The 16522-nt window shown below is 66.5% G+C and carries 15 protein-coding genes; 11 read left to right on the plus strand and 4 right to left on the minus strand.

The annotated features are described in order from the left end of the window. Positions 1–41: 41 nt before the first annotated feature. Positions 42–548: a chemotaxis protein CheX gene (locus tag GPICK_RS01345; RefSeq protein ID WP_039739847.1), complete on the minus strand. Its 507-nt coding sequence runs from the start codon at positions 546–548 to the stop codon at positions 42–44. 275 nt (positions 549–823) lie between these two features. On the opposite strand from GPICK_RS01345, the gene rdgC reads away from it, so the two are divergent. Then, positions 824–1990 (plus strand): recombination-associated protein RdgC, encoded by a 1167-nt coding sequence (rdgC, locus tag GPICK_RS01350; RefSeq protein ID WP_039739850.1) that lies wholly within the window; start codon positions 824–826, stop codon positions 1988–1990. Positions 1991–2131: 141 nt separating this feature from the next. Further along, complete coding sequence (locus GPICK_RS01355) at positions 2132–3208, plus strand: hypothetical protein (protein ID WP_039739853.1); 1077 nt, start codon at positions 2132–2134, stop codon at positions 3206–3208. 3 nt (positions 3209–3211) lie between these two features. Here GPICK_RS01355 and GPICK_RS01360 read toward each other — a convergent pair whose 3' ends face one another. Beyond that, positions 3212–4306 carry a ribonuclease Z gene (locus GPICK_RS01360; RefSeq protein ID WP_039739855.1) on the minus strand — a complete coding sequence of 365 codons (1095 nt, stop codon included), beginning with the start codon at positions 4304–4306 and terminating at the stop codon, positions 3212–3214. Positions 4307–4531: 225 nt separating this feature from the next. Then, the gene (gene hemB, locus GPICK_RS01365; RefSeq protein ID WP_039739858.1) at positions 4532–5509 is read right to left on the minus strand and encodes a porphobilinogen synthase; all 978 of its coding nucleotides are present in this window, start codon (positions 5507–5509) and stop codon (positions 4532–4534) included. A 223-nt stretch (positions 5510–5732) separates the two neighbouring features. On the opposite strand from hemB, the gene GPICK_RS01370 reads away from it, so the two are divergent. After that, on the plus strand, positions 5733–6182 hold the full coding sequence (locus GPICK_RS01370) for a DoxX family protein (protein WP_039739861.1): 450 nt from the start codon (positions 5733–5735) through the stop codon (positions 6180–6182). Here GPICK_RS01370 and GPICK_RS01375 read toward each other — a convergent pair whose 3' ends face one another. Beyond that, the gene (locus GPICK_RS01375) at positions 6183–6881 is read right to left on the minus strand and encodes a PilZ domain-containing protein (protein WP_039739863.1); all 699 of its coding nucleotides are present in this window, start codon (positions 6879–6881) and stop codon (positions 6183–6185) included. Positions 6882–7036: 155 nt separating this feature from the next. Here GPICK_RS01375 and GPICK_RS01380 point away from each other — a divergent pair, with 155 nt between their 5' ends. The 8 genes from GPICK_RS01380 to recA all read left to right on the plus strand — a co-directional run bounded on the left by GPICK_RS01380 (position 7037) and on the right by recA (position 16519). Further along, positions 7037–8620 (plus strand): peptide chain release factor 3, encoded by a 1584-nt coding sequence (locus tag GPICK_RS01380; RefSeq protein ID WP_039739866.1) that lies wholly within the window; start codon positions 7037–7039, stop codon positions 8618–8620. A 227-nt stretch (positions 8621–8847) separates the two neighbouring features. After that, complete coding sequence (locus tag GPICK_RS01385) at positions 8848–9441, plus strand: DUF2269 family protein (RefSeq protein WP_052263230.1); 594 nt, start codon at positions 8848–8850, stop codon at positions 9439–9441. 117 nt (positions 9442–9558) lie between these two features. After that, the gene (larB, locus tag GPICK_RS01390; RefSeq protein WP_039739869.1) at positions 9559–10308 is read left to right on the plus strand and encodes a nickel pincer cofactor biosynthesis protein LarB; all 750 of its coding nucleotides are present in this window, start codon (positions 9559–9561) and stop codon (positions 10306–10308) included. Positions 10309–10315: 7 nt separating this feature from the next. Then, positions 10316–11485, plus strand: coding sequence for a nickel pincer cofactor biosynthesis protein LarC (larC, locus tag GPICK_RS01395; RefSeq protein WP_039739871.1), 1170 nt, complete (start codon positions 10316–10318; stop codon positions 11483–11485). Continuing rightward, positions 11485–11934 (plus strand): phosphatidylglycerophosphatase A family protein, encoded by a 450-nt coding sequence (locus GPICK_RS01400; RefSeq protein WP_039739873.1) that lies wholly within the window; start codon positions 11485–11487, stop codon positions 11932–11934. The genes larC and GPICK_RS01400 overlap by 1 nt, the downstream gene beginning before the upstream one ends. Continuing rightward, on the plus strand, positions 11931–13172 hold the full coding sequence (locus GPICK_RS01405) for a competence/damage-inducible protein A (protein WP_039739875.1): 1242 nt from the start codon (positions 11931–11933) through the stop codon (positions 13170–13172). Before GPICK_RS01400 ends, GPICK_RS01405 begins: the two co-directional genes overlap by 4 nt. Then, the gene (locus GPICK_RS01410; RefSeq protein WP_084201312.1) at positions 13166–15367 is read left to right on the plus strand and encodes a sensor histidine kinase; all 2202 of its coding nucleotides are present in this window, start codon (positions 13166–13168) and stop codon (positions 15365–15367) included. Before GPICK_RS01405 ends, GPICK_RS01410 begins: the two co-directional genes overlap by 7 nt. A gap of 132 nt (positions 15368–15499) precedes the next feature. Beyond that, positions 15500–16519 carry a recombinase RecA gene (recA, locus tag GPICK_RS01415; RefSeq protein ID WP_039739879.1) on the plus strand — a complete coding sequence of 340 codons (1020 nt, stop codon included), beginning with the start codon at positions 15500–15502 and terminating at the stop codon, positions 16517–16519. The last annotated feature ends 3 nt before the right edge of the window (positions 16520–16522 follow it).

Consider the following 16522-nt stretch of genomic DNA (forward strand, 5'->3'; position numbering starts at 1 on the left):
GCCTTCCGGAGGTCCGGCGGAAGGAAAGATGGAGGGCGTGGTTACCCCTCGATCTGGAGGGTCGCCAGGAAGCGGTGGTCGCCCCGGCTGAAGGGGACCACCACGGCGGTGCCGCTGGAGACGACCTCCACCGAGTAATCCTTTCCGGCGATGATCGACGGGGTCGAGAGGCAGACCGGCATCCCCTTGTCGGAGAAGATCATCTTGATCTCGCCGGCGAGCATGTTGGTGATTTCGCCGATGGCGTCGTTGATGTCGCCGTCCCCTTCGAGCTCGTCCACCTCCATGCCGAGCATGGAAGCGGTGGACTCCCGGGCGAATTCTTCCGGGATGTGAACCCCCACCATCCCCGAGAAGGCGCCGCCGAGGCCGATCATCCCCGAGATGCTGCAGGTGAAACGGGATACCGGCTTGTCGAGGGGGTATTCGTCGGCGATGTCGTCGATGAAGATCATGGTGGAATAGATCTTTTTCACGGCGTCGACGATGTGCCCAGCCAGTTCCTCCTCGGCGAAGGTTGCTCCCCCCACGGTGTAGCTGATGCTCATCTGCACGCTCCTTTGCCCCGCACCGGGCGCCAAATGCCGGCGGATGCAGGGCATCTCCGGCCTAATGGCCGAAGGTATCCGGAATGGTTGGGTTTGCGGATCGTGTATGCAAGAACCTCACCCTCGCTTAGATACTCATCGGCGGCAGGTGGCAATGCTTTAAATTTTTTTCATGCGGCCGGCCCTCCCCTCTGCGGGACAAAGTGCTTGCCCTCGGCATAGGAAACGGTGTATCTACTGTTCCCTTTTCAACGAATCATCCAAGGAGTCTTGCCATGGGTATCCTCTCCAACACTACCGCCATTTGCCAGTTTCGGGTCGCGGGCGATCTCCCCGCCGGCGATCTCTACCCCTGGATCGCGGAGAACCTCGCCAAGCAGTCGTTCGAGCCGATCGACCACAATGCCGCCGAGCAGTCGACGGGATGGGTCCACCTGGACGACCACCGGCAGATGAGCTTCGACGTCCCGGCCGCCTTCTGGCGCGACCACCACGCCGTCTTCACCCTGCGCCGCGACCAGCGCAAGCTTCCGGCCGCCCTCCTCAAGGCCTACCTCCAGGTGGCCGAGCACGAGCATCTCTCCGCCAATCCCGGCCTCAACCGGGTGCCGAAGCAGAAGCGCGAGGAGCTCAAGGAGGCGGTGCGGGTCAATCTCCTCGCCAAGACCCTGCCGGTCCCCTCGGCGTGGGACGCGGTCTGGGACACCCGCACCGGCATCATCAGCTTCACCTCCCTCTCGGCACCGATCATCGAGCTCTTCGAGGCCCAGTTCAAGAAGACCTTCGAGGGGGCGCGGCTGGTGGCGATCCACCCCTACGCCCGGGCGGAGGCGCTGGTGGCCGATGAGCTGAAGCCCTCCCTGGAGCGGGCCAACCTGGCCACTTCCGAGGCGGCCATCGACCTCATCCGGAGCAACCAGTGGCTCGGCTGGGACTTCCTCCTCTGGCTCCTCCACCGGACCATGACCGAGTCGTCCGAGTACCGGGTCACCCGTCCCGGTCCGGCCCTGGCCGACGACCGCTTCGTCGCCTATCTCAACGACCGGCTGGTGCTGATGAGCGCCGGCGAGGCGGGGACCCAGAAGATCACCGTGGCGGGGCCCCAGGACCACTTCCGCGAGGCCCTCACCGCCCTTGCCAATGGGAAGCGGATCACCGAGGCGACCCTCTATCTGGAGAAGGAGGAGAACATCTGGAAGATGACCCTCAAGGGTGAGCTCTTCCACTTCGCCTCCCTCAAGACGCCGAAGGTGACCGTCGAGAAGGGTGAGACCGTGGACGAGCGGAGCGAAAAGGAGGCGGCGTTCTACGAGAAGATGTTCGTCCTGGACGAGGGGCTCCAGCTCTTCGACTCTCTCTTTGCCACCTTCCTGGAGCTTCGCCTCGGAAACGGCTGGGGAAGCGAGCTCGCCCGGATCGAGGGGTGGCTGGCGGGGGAATAATTCGTTCACCCCCCACGTTACCCATTCCCTTTTCCCGCCGAAAAATGGTACTTAGTAAGTAAGGCTGTGCGAGCCGCAGGGTCCCTCTCCCTGCGGCTTCCGTTTACGAGTCAATCCCCCCTTTTGATGGAGTTTTACGCGATGCCCCGATGGTTTTCGATCTCTGCGCGGCGCCGTTCCGCCGCGCTGCTGGCTCTTCTTGCGTTCCCCCTCGTCCTGGCGGGGTGCGCCGACAACAAGGCTCCCCGCCCCGCCCCCACCCCTCCCGTCCAGGCGGTAGCCACCTCGGCGAAGCGTGCCGTTCCGGCACCGGAGAAGGGGAGCTTCGCGCCGGTGACCAGTGCCCGGTCGAAGGTGAAGTACAAGGCAGGGGAGGACCCCGGCTTTGCCGAGCGCTGCGGCTGGCCGGTGAACTGCCCGCAGCCCCTGCCGGGGTCGATCCTCCCCCGGAAGCGGATCGTCGCCTACTACGGCAATCCGCAGTCGAAGCGGATGGGGGCTCTGGGAGAATACCCGAAGGACGAGATGCTGCGGCGGCTGAAGGGGGAGGTGGCCCGGTGGGAGAAGGCGGATCCCGCCCATCCGGTGCAGCCGGCCCTCCATCTGATCGCGGTGGTGGCCCAGGGGGCGCCGGGGAAGGCCGGAAAGTACCGGATGATCATGCCGGACAACATCGTGAGCCAGGTGTACGGCTGGGCTCGGGAGGCGAACGCCCTCCTCTTCATCGACATCCAGACCGGCCACGACGACATCCGGACCGTCCTGCCGCACTTCGAGTGGATCCTGAAGAACCCCGACGTCCACCTCGGGATCGACCCGGAATTCAACCTGATCAAGAGCCGCAAGGTGCCGGGGACCAAGATCGGGACCTACGACGCGGCGGACGTGAACTATGTCTCCGGCTACCTGCGGGACCTGGTGAAGAAGTATCACCTTCCCCCCAAGGTGCTGACGGTCCACCGCTTCACCCGCAACGGCCTCACCAACTACCGGAGCATCGTGCTGCGCCCCGAGGTGCAGATCGTCATGAACATGGACGGGTGGGGCGCCCCGTGGCTGAAGCGTGATTCCTACAAGGATTACGTGGTGGCCGAGCCGGTGGAGTACACCGGGTTCAAGCTCTTCTACCACAACGACACCAAGAAGGGTGACGCGCTCCTGACCCCGCAGGATGTGCTCCGGCTCCACCCGAAGCCACTCTACATCCAGTACCAGTAAAAATCATGCTCCCCCGAGCCGGGGAAACTCCGCCGGCAGCAGCGGCCGGGGGGTGAGGTGTTCGGGAAGGCGGATGAGCCGGGTTTCCGGCGGAAGGGCCAGCTCCTCGTAGAGGAGGTGGCCCTTCGTGTTGTAGCTCTTGGAGAGGTGCATCGGGAGGAGATGTGCCGGCCGGAGCTCCCGGGCGAGGAGGGAGACGTCCGTCGTGCAGAGGTGGTGGGAGTTCCGCGCCTTGGCCACGTCCGCCGCCAGGAAGGAGCATTCGCAGGCGAGGAGCGTCACCCTGTCGAGGAGGCGGCGCACCGTGGCCAGATTTCCCCCGTTGGCGCCGATGTCGGTGAGGTAGCCAATGCTGGCCTGTTCCTGATCCCGGCGGATCGCCTCGAAGAGCCCGCGCCCCTCGAAGGAGCGCCACGCCACCTCCCCTGTCGCCGCGCGGAGCGGCGCCGCGATCTCCTTCCCGTCCAATTCCCCCCGGTAGAACCGCTGCTTCAGCTCCCGGAGCCACTCTCCCGCCACCAGCCCCGCCGCCGCCATCTTGTCTCCGTCGATCCAGAAGCCGGGGCGCTCGAAAATACGGAAGACGAGGGTGGGGATGGCGTTGTGATCGCAGAGCTCCGCCGCCACGGTGAGGAAATCGTTGCGCCAGATCTCGGCGCCGTGCCGCTCCCGTTCCCCGGCCGGGTGGCGCGGAAACCCTTCGGAGCCGGGAAAGGTGAAGCTCAGGATGCGACCGGGGTGGACCTCGTGGACCCGGAAGGTGCACCAGTACGGTTCGGTCAGGTTCCAGTCGTAGCCGGCGAGCTTTGCCTCCACCTTCCGGGCGAGGTCCGGCGGGCCGAAGAGCTCCACCGTCCGGGGCGAGACGTGGATGTGGCGGACCAGGGTGTCGAACCCCATGAAGTGGTCCATGTGGGCGTGGCTGACGAAGACCGCGTCGAGGGATTTCAGGACCCGTTTCGCCAGGTGGTGGAGCTGGCCGCAGTCGAAGAGGATCGCCCGTCCCAGGGGGCGGACGTTCACCAGGAGGAGCGGGTCGTCCAGGAGTCCGGCGCAGAAGGTCGGCTCCAGATAGCGGAAGGGGAGGCGTTTCTTCATGGGGTGCCTCGCGGGGGAGTTCGTGAGCCCGAGGAGCCCGCCTGCGCTCAAAGTGCCCTATTTCTGCCAATCCAGGGCTCATTTTGCTTCGGCCGATCAACTCGCCGGGATTGGCGACGAAACAGGACACATTCGCTCCGGCGGGCTCCCCGGACTCACGAGTCAGCGGATACGAAAAAGGCCCGCCAACCGGCAGGCCTTTTCAGTGTAGCACAAAAGCGGCGGCTATCCCCGCTTGAGCATCCGTGCCGCCTCCACGGCGTGGTAGGTGAGGATCAGGTCGGCGCCGGCCCGCTTGAAGGAGAGGAGCGTCTCCATGATGACCCGTTCCTCGTCGATCCAGCCGTTGCGGGCGGCGGCCTTGACCATGCTGTACTCGCCGGAGACGTTGTAAACCGCCAGGGGGAGGTCGAACTCCTCCCGGAGGTCGCGGAGGATGTCGAGATAGGGGAGCCCTGGCTTCACCATGATGATGTCGGCCCCTTCCTCCACGTCCATGCGGGTCTCGCGGATCGCCTCCCGGCGGTTCCCCGGATCCATCTGGTAGGAGCGGCGGTCGCCGAACTGCGGCGTCGATTCCGCCGCCTCCCGGAACGGGCCGTAGTACCCCGAGGCGTACTTGGCGGAATAGCTCATGATGGGGATATGTTTGTAGCCGTTGTTGTCGAGGGTCTCGCGGATCGCCATGACCCGGCCGTCCATCATGTCGGAGGGGGCCACCATGTCGGCTCCGGCCTGGGCGTGGGAGAGGGCCTCCTTCGCCAGGAGCTCCAGGGTCTCGTCGTTGTCCACGTCGCCATCCTTGATGATGCCGCAGTGGCCGTGGTCGGTGTACTCGCACATGCAGACGTCGGTGATGACGGCGAGCCCCGGCACCTGCTTCTTCAGTGCCCGGATCGTCTCCTGGATGATGCCGTGCTCGGCGTAGGCGTCGCTTCCCACCGCGTCCTTCGTCTCGGGGATGCCGAAGAGGATTACCGCCGGCACGCCGAGCTCGTACGCCTCCTGGGCCTCCTCGACGATGTGTTCGATGGACTGCTGGTAGATCCCCGGCATGGAGGATATCTCTTTCCTGATCCCGGTGCCGAAGGCGGAGAACATCGGGTAGATCAGGTCGTTGGCGGAGAGGGAGGTTTCGCGGACCATCCGGCGGAAGACCTCTTTGCCCCGGATTCGGCGGGCCCTGAAGGTGGGATAGAACATGGCAGTGACGCTCCTTGAGATGAAATGAAGGGCGCAGCCGCGGCTGCGCTGCAACGATTCATGATACCTCAATCGGCGGCGGAAGCTCAAACCATTTTACAGCAGGGGGGAGGGGGGCGGGGGAGCGCATCGTTTCTGTTGCGAACAACCGGCTCTTGTGGCAAGAATAGCAGCGGCCGGGCGGGGAACAGCCGCTTCGGCACGCACATTTTCGGAGGTTTTCATGGCCAGGACGAACTGGGGCGCCACGGCCGACTCCCTGGCGCTGCTCGCGCTGCGGATACCGCTCGGCGCCATCTTCATCGCCCACGGTTCCCAGAAGCTTCTCGGCGCCTTCGGCGGCCACGGGCTCACCGCCACCTTCAAGACGTTCGAGGATAAACTCGGCATCCCGCCGATCTTCACGCTGCTGGCCATCATCGCCGAATTCGGCGGTGGCGTCGGAGTCCTCTGCGGTTTCCTGACCCGCCTCTCGGGATTCGGGATCGCGGCGGTCATGGCGGTGGCCCTCTACAAGATCCACTGGGCCAACGGCTTCTTCCTCAACGCTGCGTGCGTCCCGGGGCGGGGACACGGCATCGAGTTCCCCCTGGCGCTCCTCGGGATGGCCCTGGCGCTGCTCTTCTCCGGCGGCGGGGCGTGGTCGGTGGACCGCTACCTCTTCAGGCGGTAATTAGAAGATCGAATCCTTCAGCTCCCTGATGATCTCCACCTGCCGCTGGAAGATGTACTGGGAGATCGCCTTTTCGGCCTGGGCGCCGGGGCGGGTCTCGATGATGAAGAGGGTCTTTCCCGGCGTTTCGATGACGCGGAGGAGCTTGGCCCGGATTTCGAAGGGACCGCCGGGGAGCCGCAGGCTCACCGTCCCCTCGATGTCGCTCTCGGGGAGATTCGGCAGGGAGCCCACCAGGGCCACCCCGCCGAGGGATATGTCATTGAGGGTGCCCGCCACCGTTACGCCGGGGGCGGTGAAGGTCCCCTCGATCCGCTCCTTCACCTCTACCCGCACGAACTGGCGCCGCTCGGCCCGTACTTCCGCGTAGGCAAACTTCGTGACGATCGCCACGCACTTGTCGACGTTGACGTAGCTCACGGCCGCCAGCACGTCATGGGGGAAGTGGCTGCTCTTGAGGACGGTCTGCTTCTCGATATGCATGACCACCGCCTGCTGCTGGTTCACCGAGAGCTCCACCGTGTCGTCCTCGATGGTCTCCACCGTGGCACCGTAGTTGACCGGGATCGACTGGTAGTAGTTGAGGAGCCGCAGGTCGTTGGCAAGGGTCCCCTTCCCGACGGCGGCGAGCGTTTCGAGGATCTGCCGGTGGTCCTGCTGGGGGTCGGCAACGGGGGTAAGCTGGTAGGAATCGTTCATGGCATCGTCCTTGAGGGGTGGAAGTTTCCGGCGGCGTTCTTTTGGTTGTAATGGTCCGCCGCTTTCGTGTATAGTCAGTGCAGGCGAAGATATTCTCTTCGCCTTTCGTTTGTCCAGCGTTTTTCAGAGCTTAAGTGCATAGCAGGGAGCAGATCGTGAAGAAACACAACGAGCAGGAAATCGACCGCCGGCGCACCTTCGCCATCATCAGTCACCCCGACGCCGGCAAGACCACCATCACCGAGAAGCTGCTGCTGTTCGGCGGCGCCATCCAGCAGGCAGGCGAGGTCCGGGCCCGCAAGGCGGCGCGCCACGCCACCTCCGACTGGATGGAGATGGAGAAGCAGCGCGGCATCTCCGTCACCTCGTCGGTGATGAAGTTCACCTACCGCGACTACGAGGTGAACCTTCTGGACACCCCGGGCCACAACGACTTCTCCGAGGATACCTACCGGGTGCTCACCGCCGTCGACTCGGCACTCATGGTCATCGACTCCGTGAAGGGGGTCGAGAGCCAGACCATCAAGCTCCTGGACGTTTGCCGGCTCCGGCACACCCCGATCATGACCTTCGTCAACAAGCTCGACCGGGAGGGGCGGGATCCTTTTGAACTTATCGACGAGATCGAGAAAGTCTTGAGGATTCAGTGCGCCCCCATGACCTGGCCCATCGGGATGGGGAAGCGCTTCCGGGGCACCTACCACCTCTACACCAAGGAACTGGTCATCTTCGACGCCGAGGCCGAGCGCGGCACCGGCACCGTCGTCTCCCTCTCCGGCCTTGACGACCCGCGCCTCGACGAGATCCTCGGTTCCCAGGCCGACGAGCTCCGCGCCGACGTGGAGCTCGTGGAGGGGGCGGCCCACCCCTTCGAGGAGGAGGCGTACCTGGCCGGCCTCCAGACCCCGGTCTTCTTTGGGAGCGCCATCAACACCTTCGGGGTCCAGCAGCTTCTCGACACCTTCGTGGACCACGCGCCGACCCCCCTCCCCCGGGAGGCGGTGAGCCGCACCGTCTCACCGTACGAAGAGCCCTTCTCCGCCTTCGCCTTCAAGATCCAGGCGAACATGGACCCGGCCCACCGGGACCGGATCGCCTTCTTCCGGATCTGTTCCGGCAAATTCACCCGGGGGATGAAGGTGCGCCACGTCCGGATCGGGCGCGACGTCGCCATCGCCAACGCCACCATCTTCATGGCCCAGGACCGGACCCACGTGGACGAGGCGTTCCCCGGCGACATCATCGGCATCCACAATCACGGCACCATCAAGATCGGCGACACCTTCACCCAGGGGGAGGACCTCAAGTTCACCGGCATCCCCAACTTCGCCCCCGAGCATTTCCGGAAGGTGCGGCTCCTGGACCCCCTGAAGTCCAAGGCCCTGGAGAAGGGGCTCACGCAGCTGGCCGAGGAGGGGACCACCCAGGTCTTCCGGCCGCTCATGGGGGCCGACTGGATCGTCGGCGCCGTGGGCCTCCTCCAGTTCGACGTGGTCATGCACCGGCTGGAGCACGAGTACAACGTGAAGGCGACCTACGAGCCGGCCTCCTATGCCACGGCCCGGTGGGTCACCGGCGAGAGGAAGAAGCTGGACGAGTTCCAGAAGAAAGAGGTGATGAGCTGCTACATCGACGGCGAGGGGAACCTGGCCTACCTCGCCGGCTCCCAGTGGCGCCTCGACAACACCATGGAGAACTGGAAGGAGCTCACCTTCCACGCCACCCGGGAGCATAATTAGCACGCCGTCGGGGACCGGTTGTGCCGCCAGTGACACGCCGCGTGACGCCGGTGGCACAGATGTGGTTTTTCGACATTTCCTTCCCACCTCATAACCAATGATAATGTGAAGATTTTTCCCGTATACTCCCTGTGGGTGTATACGGGAATTCCCCTTGCACCATCCCTTCGTGTGAGATCGATGGCGCCCGGCCCCCCGGCCGGGAAGACCGACACGGAGGGTATCCCATGCAGTTCCAGGCAGGCCAGCAGACCCGGTTGCTCCTCAAATACATCCATACCCTTTCCGCCATGATGTGGATCGGCGGCGCCCAGGCGATCCTCGTCCTCCTCTACAAGGACCGCCAGGCCGCCAACGGCGACGAACTGTTCGCCTTCAACGACGCCATCCGCACCATCGACAACTGGCTCATCGCCCCGGGGGTCGCTGGCACCATCGCGTCGGGGGGGCTCATCTGCCTCGTCACGAACTGGGGGTTCCTGCGCCACCGCTGGGTGGTGGTGAAGTGGGTCGTCACCGCCGTGGCGACCCTGTTCGGGGTTGTCTTCCTCGGCCCCTGGTTCCAGGAGCTGGCCGAGCTGGCGGGATTGAACCGCCTGGCGGTCTTCGACAGCTGGGCCTATGCCCGGACCTACCAGCTCGGGGTCTCCTTCGGCATTGCCCAGACCGCCGTCCTCGTCGTCCTCATGCTGATCTCCATCTTCAAGCCCGAACTCGACCTGCTGCCGCCGCGGGCCTCCTTCCTCATCCGCCCCCTGGTCGCCCCTGTCGTCGGGCTCCATTCCCAGTTCAGCAGCCGCTTCCGTCAGGGGCGGGACTGACGCCCCCCGGCCGGACGTTCCGCCGCCCCTTTTCTCCCGCCCGAGACTCACCCCTTTCCACCGTCTGCATTTGATGATATTTCTGGTAGAATACATCAGGCTACCGGGCGGTGAACCATGGATCCCACAGAACTGAAAACACTCCTGCGCGCGTTCAAGAGCGGCACCCTCGACGAGGATGAGGCCCTGGAGCGCCTGCGCCATCTCCCCTTCGAGGATGTGGGAGACGCCATGGTCGACCACCATCGGGCGCTCCGCCAGGGGTTCCCCGAGGTGATCTTCGGCGAGAGCAAGAGCGTCGGCCAGATCGAGCGGATCATGGCCGCCCTGGCGGCGCGGGGAAACAACATCCTCGTCACCCGCATCGACGAGGCGAAGGCGCTGGCGGTCCGGGAGGCGTTCCCACAGGCCCGCCACCACGCCGAGGCCCGCTGCCTCACCCTGGAGCAGAAGCCGGTGGAGCCCCGGGGGCGGGGGACGGTCCTCGTCGTCTCGGCCGGCACCTCCGATCTCCCCGTGGCGTCGGAGGCCCTCGTCACCCTCCGGATGCTCGGCAACGCCGCCGAGCACCTCTACGACGTGGGGGTGGCGGGGATCCACCGCCTCCTGGCCCGCCGCGAGGCGCTCTTCGCGGCGCGGGTGGTGATCGTGGTGGCGGGGATGGAGGGGGCGCTCCCCTCGGTGGTGGGGGGGCTCGTGAACTGCCCGGTGATCGCCGTCCCGACCTCCGTCGGCTACGGCGCCTCCTTCGGCGGCATCGCGGCGCTTCTCGGGATGCTCAACTCCTGTGCCGCCGGCGTCACGGTGGTTAATATCGACAACGGATTCGGCGCCGCCGTGGCGGCAAGCATGATCAACCGGGAATAGGCGTGTGATGAAGATACTGTATTTTGACTGTTTTGCCGGCATTGCCGGCGACATGGCCGTGGCCGCCCTCATCGACCTGGGGGTCCCCTTCGAGGTGGTGCGCGCCGCCGTGGCCTCCCTCCCGCTCCCCCATTCGAGCTACTCCCTGGCCGTGGAGAAGACGAGCCGCAAGGGGATCGCCGCCACCCGTTTCGTGGTCCGCGTGGAAGAGCACCAGCCCCACCGCCACTATGCCGACATCGCCGCCATGATCGAGGAGAGCCCCCTGGCCCCGGGGGTGAAGGAGAAGGCGCAGCGGATCTTCTTCCGCCTCGCCGAGGCCGAGGCCAAGGTCCACGGGGTGGAGATCGGCCGGGTCCACTTCCATGAGGTGGGGGCGGTGGACTCCATCGCCGACATCGTCGCCGCCGCCGCGGCCATCGACTACCTGGGGATCGACGCCATCCACGCCTCCCCCCTTCCCCTCGGGAGCGGCTTTGTGGAGAGCGCCCACGGCCGGCTCCCCGTGCCGGCCCCCGCCACGGCGGAGCTTCTGCGGGGAATCCCGGTCCACGGCGCGGCGGGGGCGGGGGAGCGGGTCACCCCCACCGGCGCGGCGATCCTGGCGGCGCTGGCCACCGGCTTCGGCCCGGTGCCGGCCATGACGGTGGCGGCCGTCGGCAGCGGTGCCGGCAGCCGCGACTTCGACGACCTCCCCAACGTCGTGCGGGCCTTCCTCGGCGAGAGCGGGGCGGGGCTCGACCGTGACGAGGTGCAGGTGATCGAGACCCATATCGACGACATGAACCCCGAGCTGCTCGGCTACGTGCTGGAGCGACTCCTGGAGGAGGGGGCCCTGGACGCCGCCTTCGCACCGCTGCAGATGAAGAAGAACCGCCCCGGCGTCCGGCTCACCGTCGTCGCTCCCCCGGAGCGGCTCGAAAGTCTCGCGGGGTTAATCCTGCGGGAGACCACGGCCATCGGGGTCCGCACCTATCCGGTGCAGCGCGTCAAGCTCCGGCGGGAGATCGAAGAGCGCCAGACCTCCCTGGGGCCGGTACGGGTGAAGGTGCTCCGCGACGGCGAGGGGCTGGTCCGGGTCGCCCCCGAGTACGAGGAGTGCCGTCGGATCGCCGCGGAGCGGGGGATGCCGCTGGCGGAGGTCTACCGGATCGTCGAGCGGGAGGCTGCCCTGTGATGAGAGCATTTGTCACCGGCGCCGCCACCTGGTGCGGGACCGGTCTCTCCCCCTTCGCACCGGGGACGGTGGGAACCCTCGGCGCCATACCCTTCTACCTCGTCCTGGCGCGGCTGCCGCTGCCGCTCTACCTCCTTACCACCGTGGCGTTCATCTTCTTCGCCGCCTGGATCTCGGGGCGGGCGGAGGAGATTTACGACGCCAAGGATCCGGGGCGGATCGTCATCGACGAGGTGGCGGGGTACCTCGTCACCATGACGGCGGCGCCGGCCCACTGGCAGAGCGTTCTCCTCGGCTTCTTCCTCTTTCGCTTCTTTGACGTGGTGAAGATCCCGCCGGCCCGCTACTTCGACCGGAGCGTGAAGAACGGCTGGGGGGTCGTCCTCGACGACGTGGCGGCTGGGGTGTATGCCTGTGCGGTGCTCCATCTGGCCTTGAGGCTGATGTGAGGATAGCCACCCTCTCCATCGGCGACGAGCTCCTCTTCGGCGAGGTTACCGACACCAACGCGTCGTGGCTGGCGGGGCGCCTCTACGGGGCGGGGGTGCCGGTGCGGCGGCACCTGACGGTGGGGGACGACGAGGACGAGATCGCCGCGGCCCTGGAGAGTCTGGCGGCGGAGCACGACGCCGTTGTCGTCACCGGGGGGCTCGGCCCCACCGACGACGACGTCACCGCCCGGGGAGCGGCCCAGGCCACCGGCCGGCGCCTCGTCCTGAACGAGGAGGCCCTGGCGCGGCTGCGGGAGTTTTTCGACCGGCGGGGGAGGGAGATGCACCCGGCCAACGAGCGGCAGTGCCTCTTGCCGGCCAAGGCGGGGATCATTCCGAACGCCGCCGGCACCGCCAGCGGTTTCCATCTCGTCCACGGTGGCGCGCTCCTCGTCTTTCTCCCCGGCGTCCCCGCCGAGATGACGCGGATGTTCGCCGACTCGGTTCTGCCGCTCATCCTCTCCCGGCGGACGGAGCGGCGGAGCGTCCGGACCCTGGTCCTGTCGATTTTCGGCCTTTCCGAGGCGGAGATCGGCGCCCGGCTCACCGGCATCGACCGCTCGCGCCCCGGGCTCACCGTCGCCTACTGCGTGAACTACCCGCTGGTGGAGGTGAAGCTGCGGGGAGAGGGGGAGGGTGCCCCGGTGGTGGATGAGCTCCTCGCCGCCGCAGCTCCTCTGGTCCGGGAGCGCCTTGCCGGCTTCATCGTGGCGGAAGGGGATGAGACCATCGATACCGCGGTGGCCCGGCTCTTCCGGGAAAAGGGGATGACCCTGGCCCTGGCCGAGTCGTGCACCGGCGGGCTCATCGCCAAGCGGATCACCGATCTGGCCGGAAGCTCCGCCTACTTCCTCCTCGGTGCGGTCACCTACGCCAACGGGGCGAAGACGCGGCTTCTGGACGTCTCCGACGACCTCCTGGCGGAGAAGGGGGCGGTGAGCGCCGAGGTGGCCCGGGCCATGGCCCGGGGGGTGCGGGACCTCGCCGGGAGCGACGTGGCGCTGGCGGTCACCGGCATCGCCGGCCCCGACGGGGGAGCCCCCGACAAGCCGGTGGGGACCGTCTTCCTCGCCCTTGCCGACCGCGCCGGCTGCACGGTCAAACAGTACCGCTTCTCGGGCGACCGGGAAAAAATCAGGACGATCACGGCGGTGACGGCCATGGATTGGCTCAGAAGGTGGCTCCTGTCATGCTGAGAGAATTCGTTCCGCGTCCTTCGCCTCCCCCCTCCGGGGGAGCACCGGCCGACTCCGGCGGCAGAGATCTCCCTCCCCGGCGCCTCCCCATCGTGGTCGTCGGGCTCTTTGCCCTGCTCGTCCTGGGGGTGTTGGCCGGCGTCTTCGTCGTCTACCGGCAAACCTCCCCCCTCTTGGATCTCCTCGGCCTCGTGGCGCTCCTTGCCGTTACCTGCTCCGGTTTCATGGCGTTCAGCTACCGCCGGGGAAAGAACGAGGAGGAGGCGTCCCACCTCGCCGAGCTGATGGAGGTGGAGCGGCAGCTGGACAAGACGGCCCGCCGTTACCGCAGCCTCCTGGAGGGGGCCGGCGTCGCCATCTTCGTCTTCAATGCCGACAGCGGCATCCTCGTGGAGGTGAACCGGCGGGGGGTCGACCTCCTCGGTCACTCCCGGGAAGAGATGGCTGCCCTGCGGGGGAAGGACCTGATCCCCGAGGATGAGCAGGAACGGTTCGCTTCGTTCGTCATGCGGGTGGCCCGCCGCGGACGGGGGCGCCTCGACCGGATCACCTTCCGCCGCAAGAGTGGCGAGCGCTTCTTCGGCGAGGTGGACGCCCGCCTCATTGACCTGGGTGACGAGCGGCTCGTCCACGTCACCGTCCGGGACATTACCTTCAAGTACCGGGCGGAGCGGGAAATCCGCCAGCGCAACCGGGAGCTCTCCACCCTGATCCGGATCATCAGCCACGCCAACCGGGAGCGGGAACTGAAGACGGTGCTCGACGTCACCCTCCGGGAGATGGTGGATGTCTTCGGTGCGTCCGGCGGGGGGATCCATCTGCGGCGGGAGGAGGGGAGGCTCAAGCCCGCCGCCACGCTGAACGTCCCCGACGGCGTGGCCGCCCTGCTCGCGGGAGAGGAGAAAGAGGGGGGGCTCCTCGGACGGGTTGCCTCGTTCCGGGCGCCGCTCGCCTACGAGGACCTGGCGGCCTCCGACGTGCCGGGATGCACTCCGGCTGCGGTCCAGGGGGCGAAGGGGTTCGCCGGCGTCCCCCTTTCGGCCCGCAACCGGGTGATCGGCGTGATGTATCTCCTGAGCGACGAGGCACGCCGCTTCACCGACGAAGAAATGCGGCTCTGCCTCTCCGTCGCCGACCAGATCGGGATCGTCATCGAGCACGCCCGGCTCTTCGACGAGCTCAAGTGGAAGAGCGACGAGCTCCTCCGCTCCTTCCGCCTCCTGGAGAAGAGCAGTCACGAGCTCGCCCTCTCCCAGCACCACCTCCGGGCGAACCTGCTGGTTGTGGAGCAGGCGAACCAGGAGCTGGAGCGCCTCGACCGGATGAAGTCGAGCTTTCTCGGCATGATCTCCCACGAATTCCGGACGCCGCTCACCAGCATCATGAGCGGCACCGAGTTCCTCATCTCCTCCCGCACCTTCGACCAGGATGCCGACTCCCGCCGTATCCTCGACATGATCCACCAGGGAGGAGAACGGCTCTCCGAGATCGTCGACAACATCCTCAAGCTGACCCGCCTCGAAGCCACCGGCGCTGCGGTGACGACGACGGCCATCCACCTCTCCCAGATCGTCGACCACGTCATCGCCTCCCTGGCGCCGATGCTGGAGGAGCGGGGGCTCAAGGTCGTCCACAGCAACCTGGAGCGGCTTCCCTACTGCAGCGGCGACCGGGAATGCCTGGAGGAGATCTTCACGGAACTCCTGGAGAATTCGGTCAAGTTCACCCCGGACGGGGGGACCATCTTCATCTCCGCGCGGGTGGTGGATCGGCGGGCCCTGGCGGCGAAGAGGGAGATCCTCGGCCGGTTCAACGCCGGCTTCTATGCCCAGATGGGAGACCACGGCTACCTGGAGGTGGAGGTCCGGGACAACGGCATCGGGGTGAGTCCGAACGAGCAGGTGAAGATCTTCGACAAGTTCTACGAGATCGGGGAGATCCGGCACCATTCCAGCGGCAAGCACAAGTTCCAGGGGAAGGGGACGGGGCTCGGCCTCGCCATTGTGAAGGGGATGGTGGAGGCCCACGGCGGCATGGTCTGGATGGAGAGCCCCGGCATCGACCCCGATGCCCGATTCGGGAGCGCCTTTTACGTGCTCATCCCCCTGGAGGGAGGGCCACGGCAGGAGCCGCTCCCCTTTGCCGGCGGGGGGGAGTGGAGCGCGGTCGGCGAAGGGGTGGCGGAGGAGGATTGACGCGCCATCGGGCAGGGGTGGCTCTCCGAAGATACCCATTGAAAAAGGCGAAACACCTGTGATATTTCTGATCAACTTTAACATGCACCACATTTTGCGCCGCCGCGACGGGCGCCCCGCGAGGAGACCACTGTGACCCAGGACCGTGAGAAGGCCATCGAGCTGACGCTCAGCCAGATAGAAAAGCAGTTCGGCAAGGGGGCGATCATGCGCCTCGGCGCCGAAGAGGCCCTCCCCGACATTGCCGCCATCCCCACCGGCTCGGTTTCCCTCGACCTCGCCCTCGGCGTCGGAGGGGTCCCCCGCGGCCGGGTGATCGAGATCTACGGCCCCGAATCGTCGGGCAAGACGACCCTCGCCCTCCATATCGCCGCCGAGGCCCAGAAGATGGGGGGGATCGCCGCCTTCGTGGATGCGGAGCACGCCCTGGACATCGGCTACGCCCGCAAGCTCGGGGTCAAGACCGATGATCTCCTCGTCTCCCAGCCCGACACCGGCGAGCAGGCCCTGGAGATCACCGAGATGCTCGTGCGCAGCGGCGCCGTTGACGTCCTCGTCATCGACTCGGTGGCGGCCCTGGTCCCCAAGGCGGAGATCGAGGGAGAGATGGGGGATTCCCACGTCGGCCTCCAGGCGCGGCTCATGTCCCAGGCGCTGCGCAAGCTCACCGGCATCATCTCCAAGTCCAACTGCTGCGTCATTTTCATCAACCAGATCCGGATGAAGATCGGCGTCATGTTCGGCAACCCCGAGACCACCACCGGCGGCAACGCCCTCAAGTTCTACGCCTCGGTTCGCCTCGACATCCGCAAGATCGCCACCCTCAAGCAGGGGGACGCGGTGGTCGGCTCCCGCACCCGGGTGAAGGTGGTGAAGAACAAGGTGGCGCCGCCGTTCAAGGAAGTGGAGTTCGACATCTACTACGGCGAGGGGGTCTCCCGCCTCGGCGACATCCTCGACCTGGCGGTGGACCGCAAGATCATCGACAAGAGCGGCGCCTGGTTCTCCTACGGCTCGGAGCGGATCGGCCAGGGGCGCGAGAACGCCCGGACCTTCCTCAGGGAGCGCCCGGAACTGGTGGCCGAGATCGAGGCAAAACTCTACGAGGCGGCCGGCATGGCCCGCCCGGGGGCGAAGGAGGCCCAGGCCTAAGCC

The sequence above is a fragment of the Geobacter pickeringii genome (assembly GCF_000817955.1).
GTDB classification, from domain to species: domain Bacteria; phylum Desulfobacterota; class Desulfuromonadia; order Geobacterales; family Geobacteraceae; genus Geobacter; species Geobacter pickeringii.

Bases quoted from the DNA above. Each gene is read 5' to 3' on its own strand.
- GPICK_RS01360 (WP_039739855.1), bottom strand. From the start codon at position 4,306: ATGAAGAAACGCCTCCCCTTCCGCTATCTGGAGCCGACCTTCTGCGCC.
- GPICK_RS01400 (WP_039739873.1), top strand. From the start codon at position 11,485: ATGAGAGCATTTGTCACCGGCGCCGCCACCTGGTGCGGGACCGGTCTC.
- GPICK_RS01370 (WP_039739861.1), top strand. From the start codon at position 5,733: ATGGCCAGGACGAACTGGGGCGCCACGGCCGACTCCCTGGCGCTGCTC.
- GPICK_RS01345 (WP_039739847.1), bottom strand. From the start codon at position 548: ATGAGCATCAGCTACACCGTGGGGGGAGCAACCTTCGCCGAGGAGGAA.
- GPICK_RS01410 (WP_084201312.1), top strand. From the start codon at position 13,166: ATGCTGAGAGAATTCGTTCCGCGTCCTTCGCCTCCCCCCTCCGGGGGA.
- larB (WP_039739869.1), top strand. From the start codon at position 9,559: ATGGATCCCACAGAACTGAAAACACTCCTGCGCGCGTTCAAGAGCGGC.
- GPICK_RS01375 (WP_039739863.1), bottom strand. From the start codon at position 6,881: ATGAACGATTCCTACCAGCTTACCCCCGTTGCCGACCCCCAGCAGGAC.
- GPICK_RS01355 (WP_039739853.1), top strand. From the start codon at position 2,132: ATGCCCCGATGGTTTTCGATCTCTGCGCGGCGCCGTTCCGCCGCGCTG.
- rdgC (WP_039739850.1), top strand. From the start codon at position 824: ATGGGTATCCTCTCCAACACTACCGCCATTTGCCAGTTTCGGGTCGCG.
- hemB (WP_039739858.1), bottom strand. From the start codon at position 5,509: ATGTTCTATCCCACCTTCAGGGCCCGCCGAATCCGGGGCAAAGAGGTC.
- GPICK_RS01385 (WP_052263230.1), top strand. From the start codon at position 8,848: ATGCAGTTCCAGGCAGGCCAGCAGACCCGGTTGCTCCTCAAATACATC.
- larC (WP_039739871.1), top strand. From the start codon at position 10,316: ATGAAGATACTGTATTTTGACTGTTTTGCCGGCATTGCCGGCGACATG.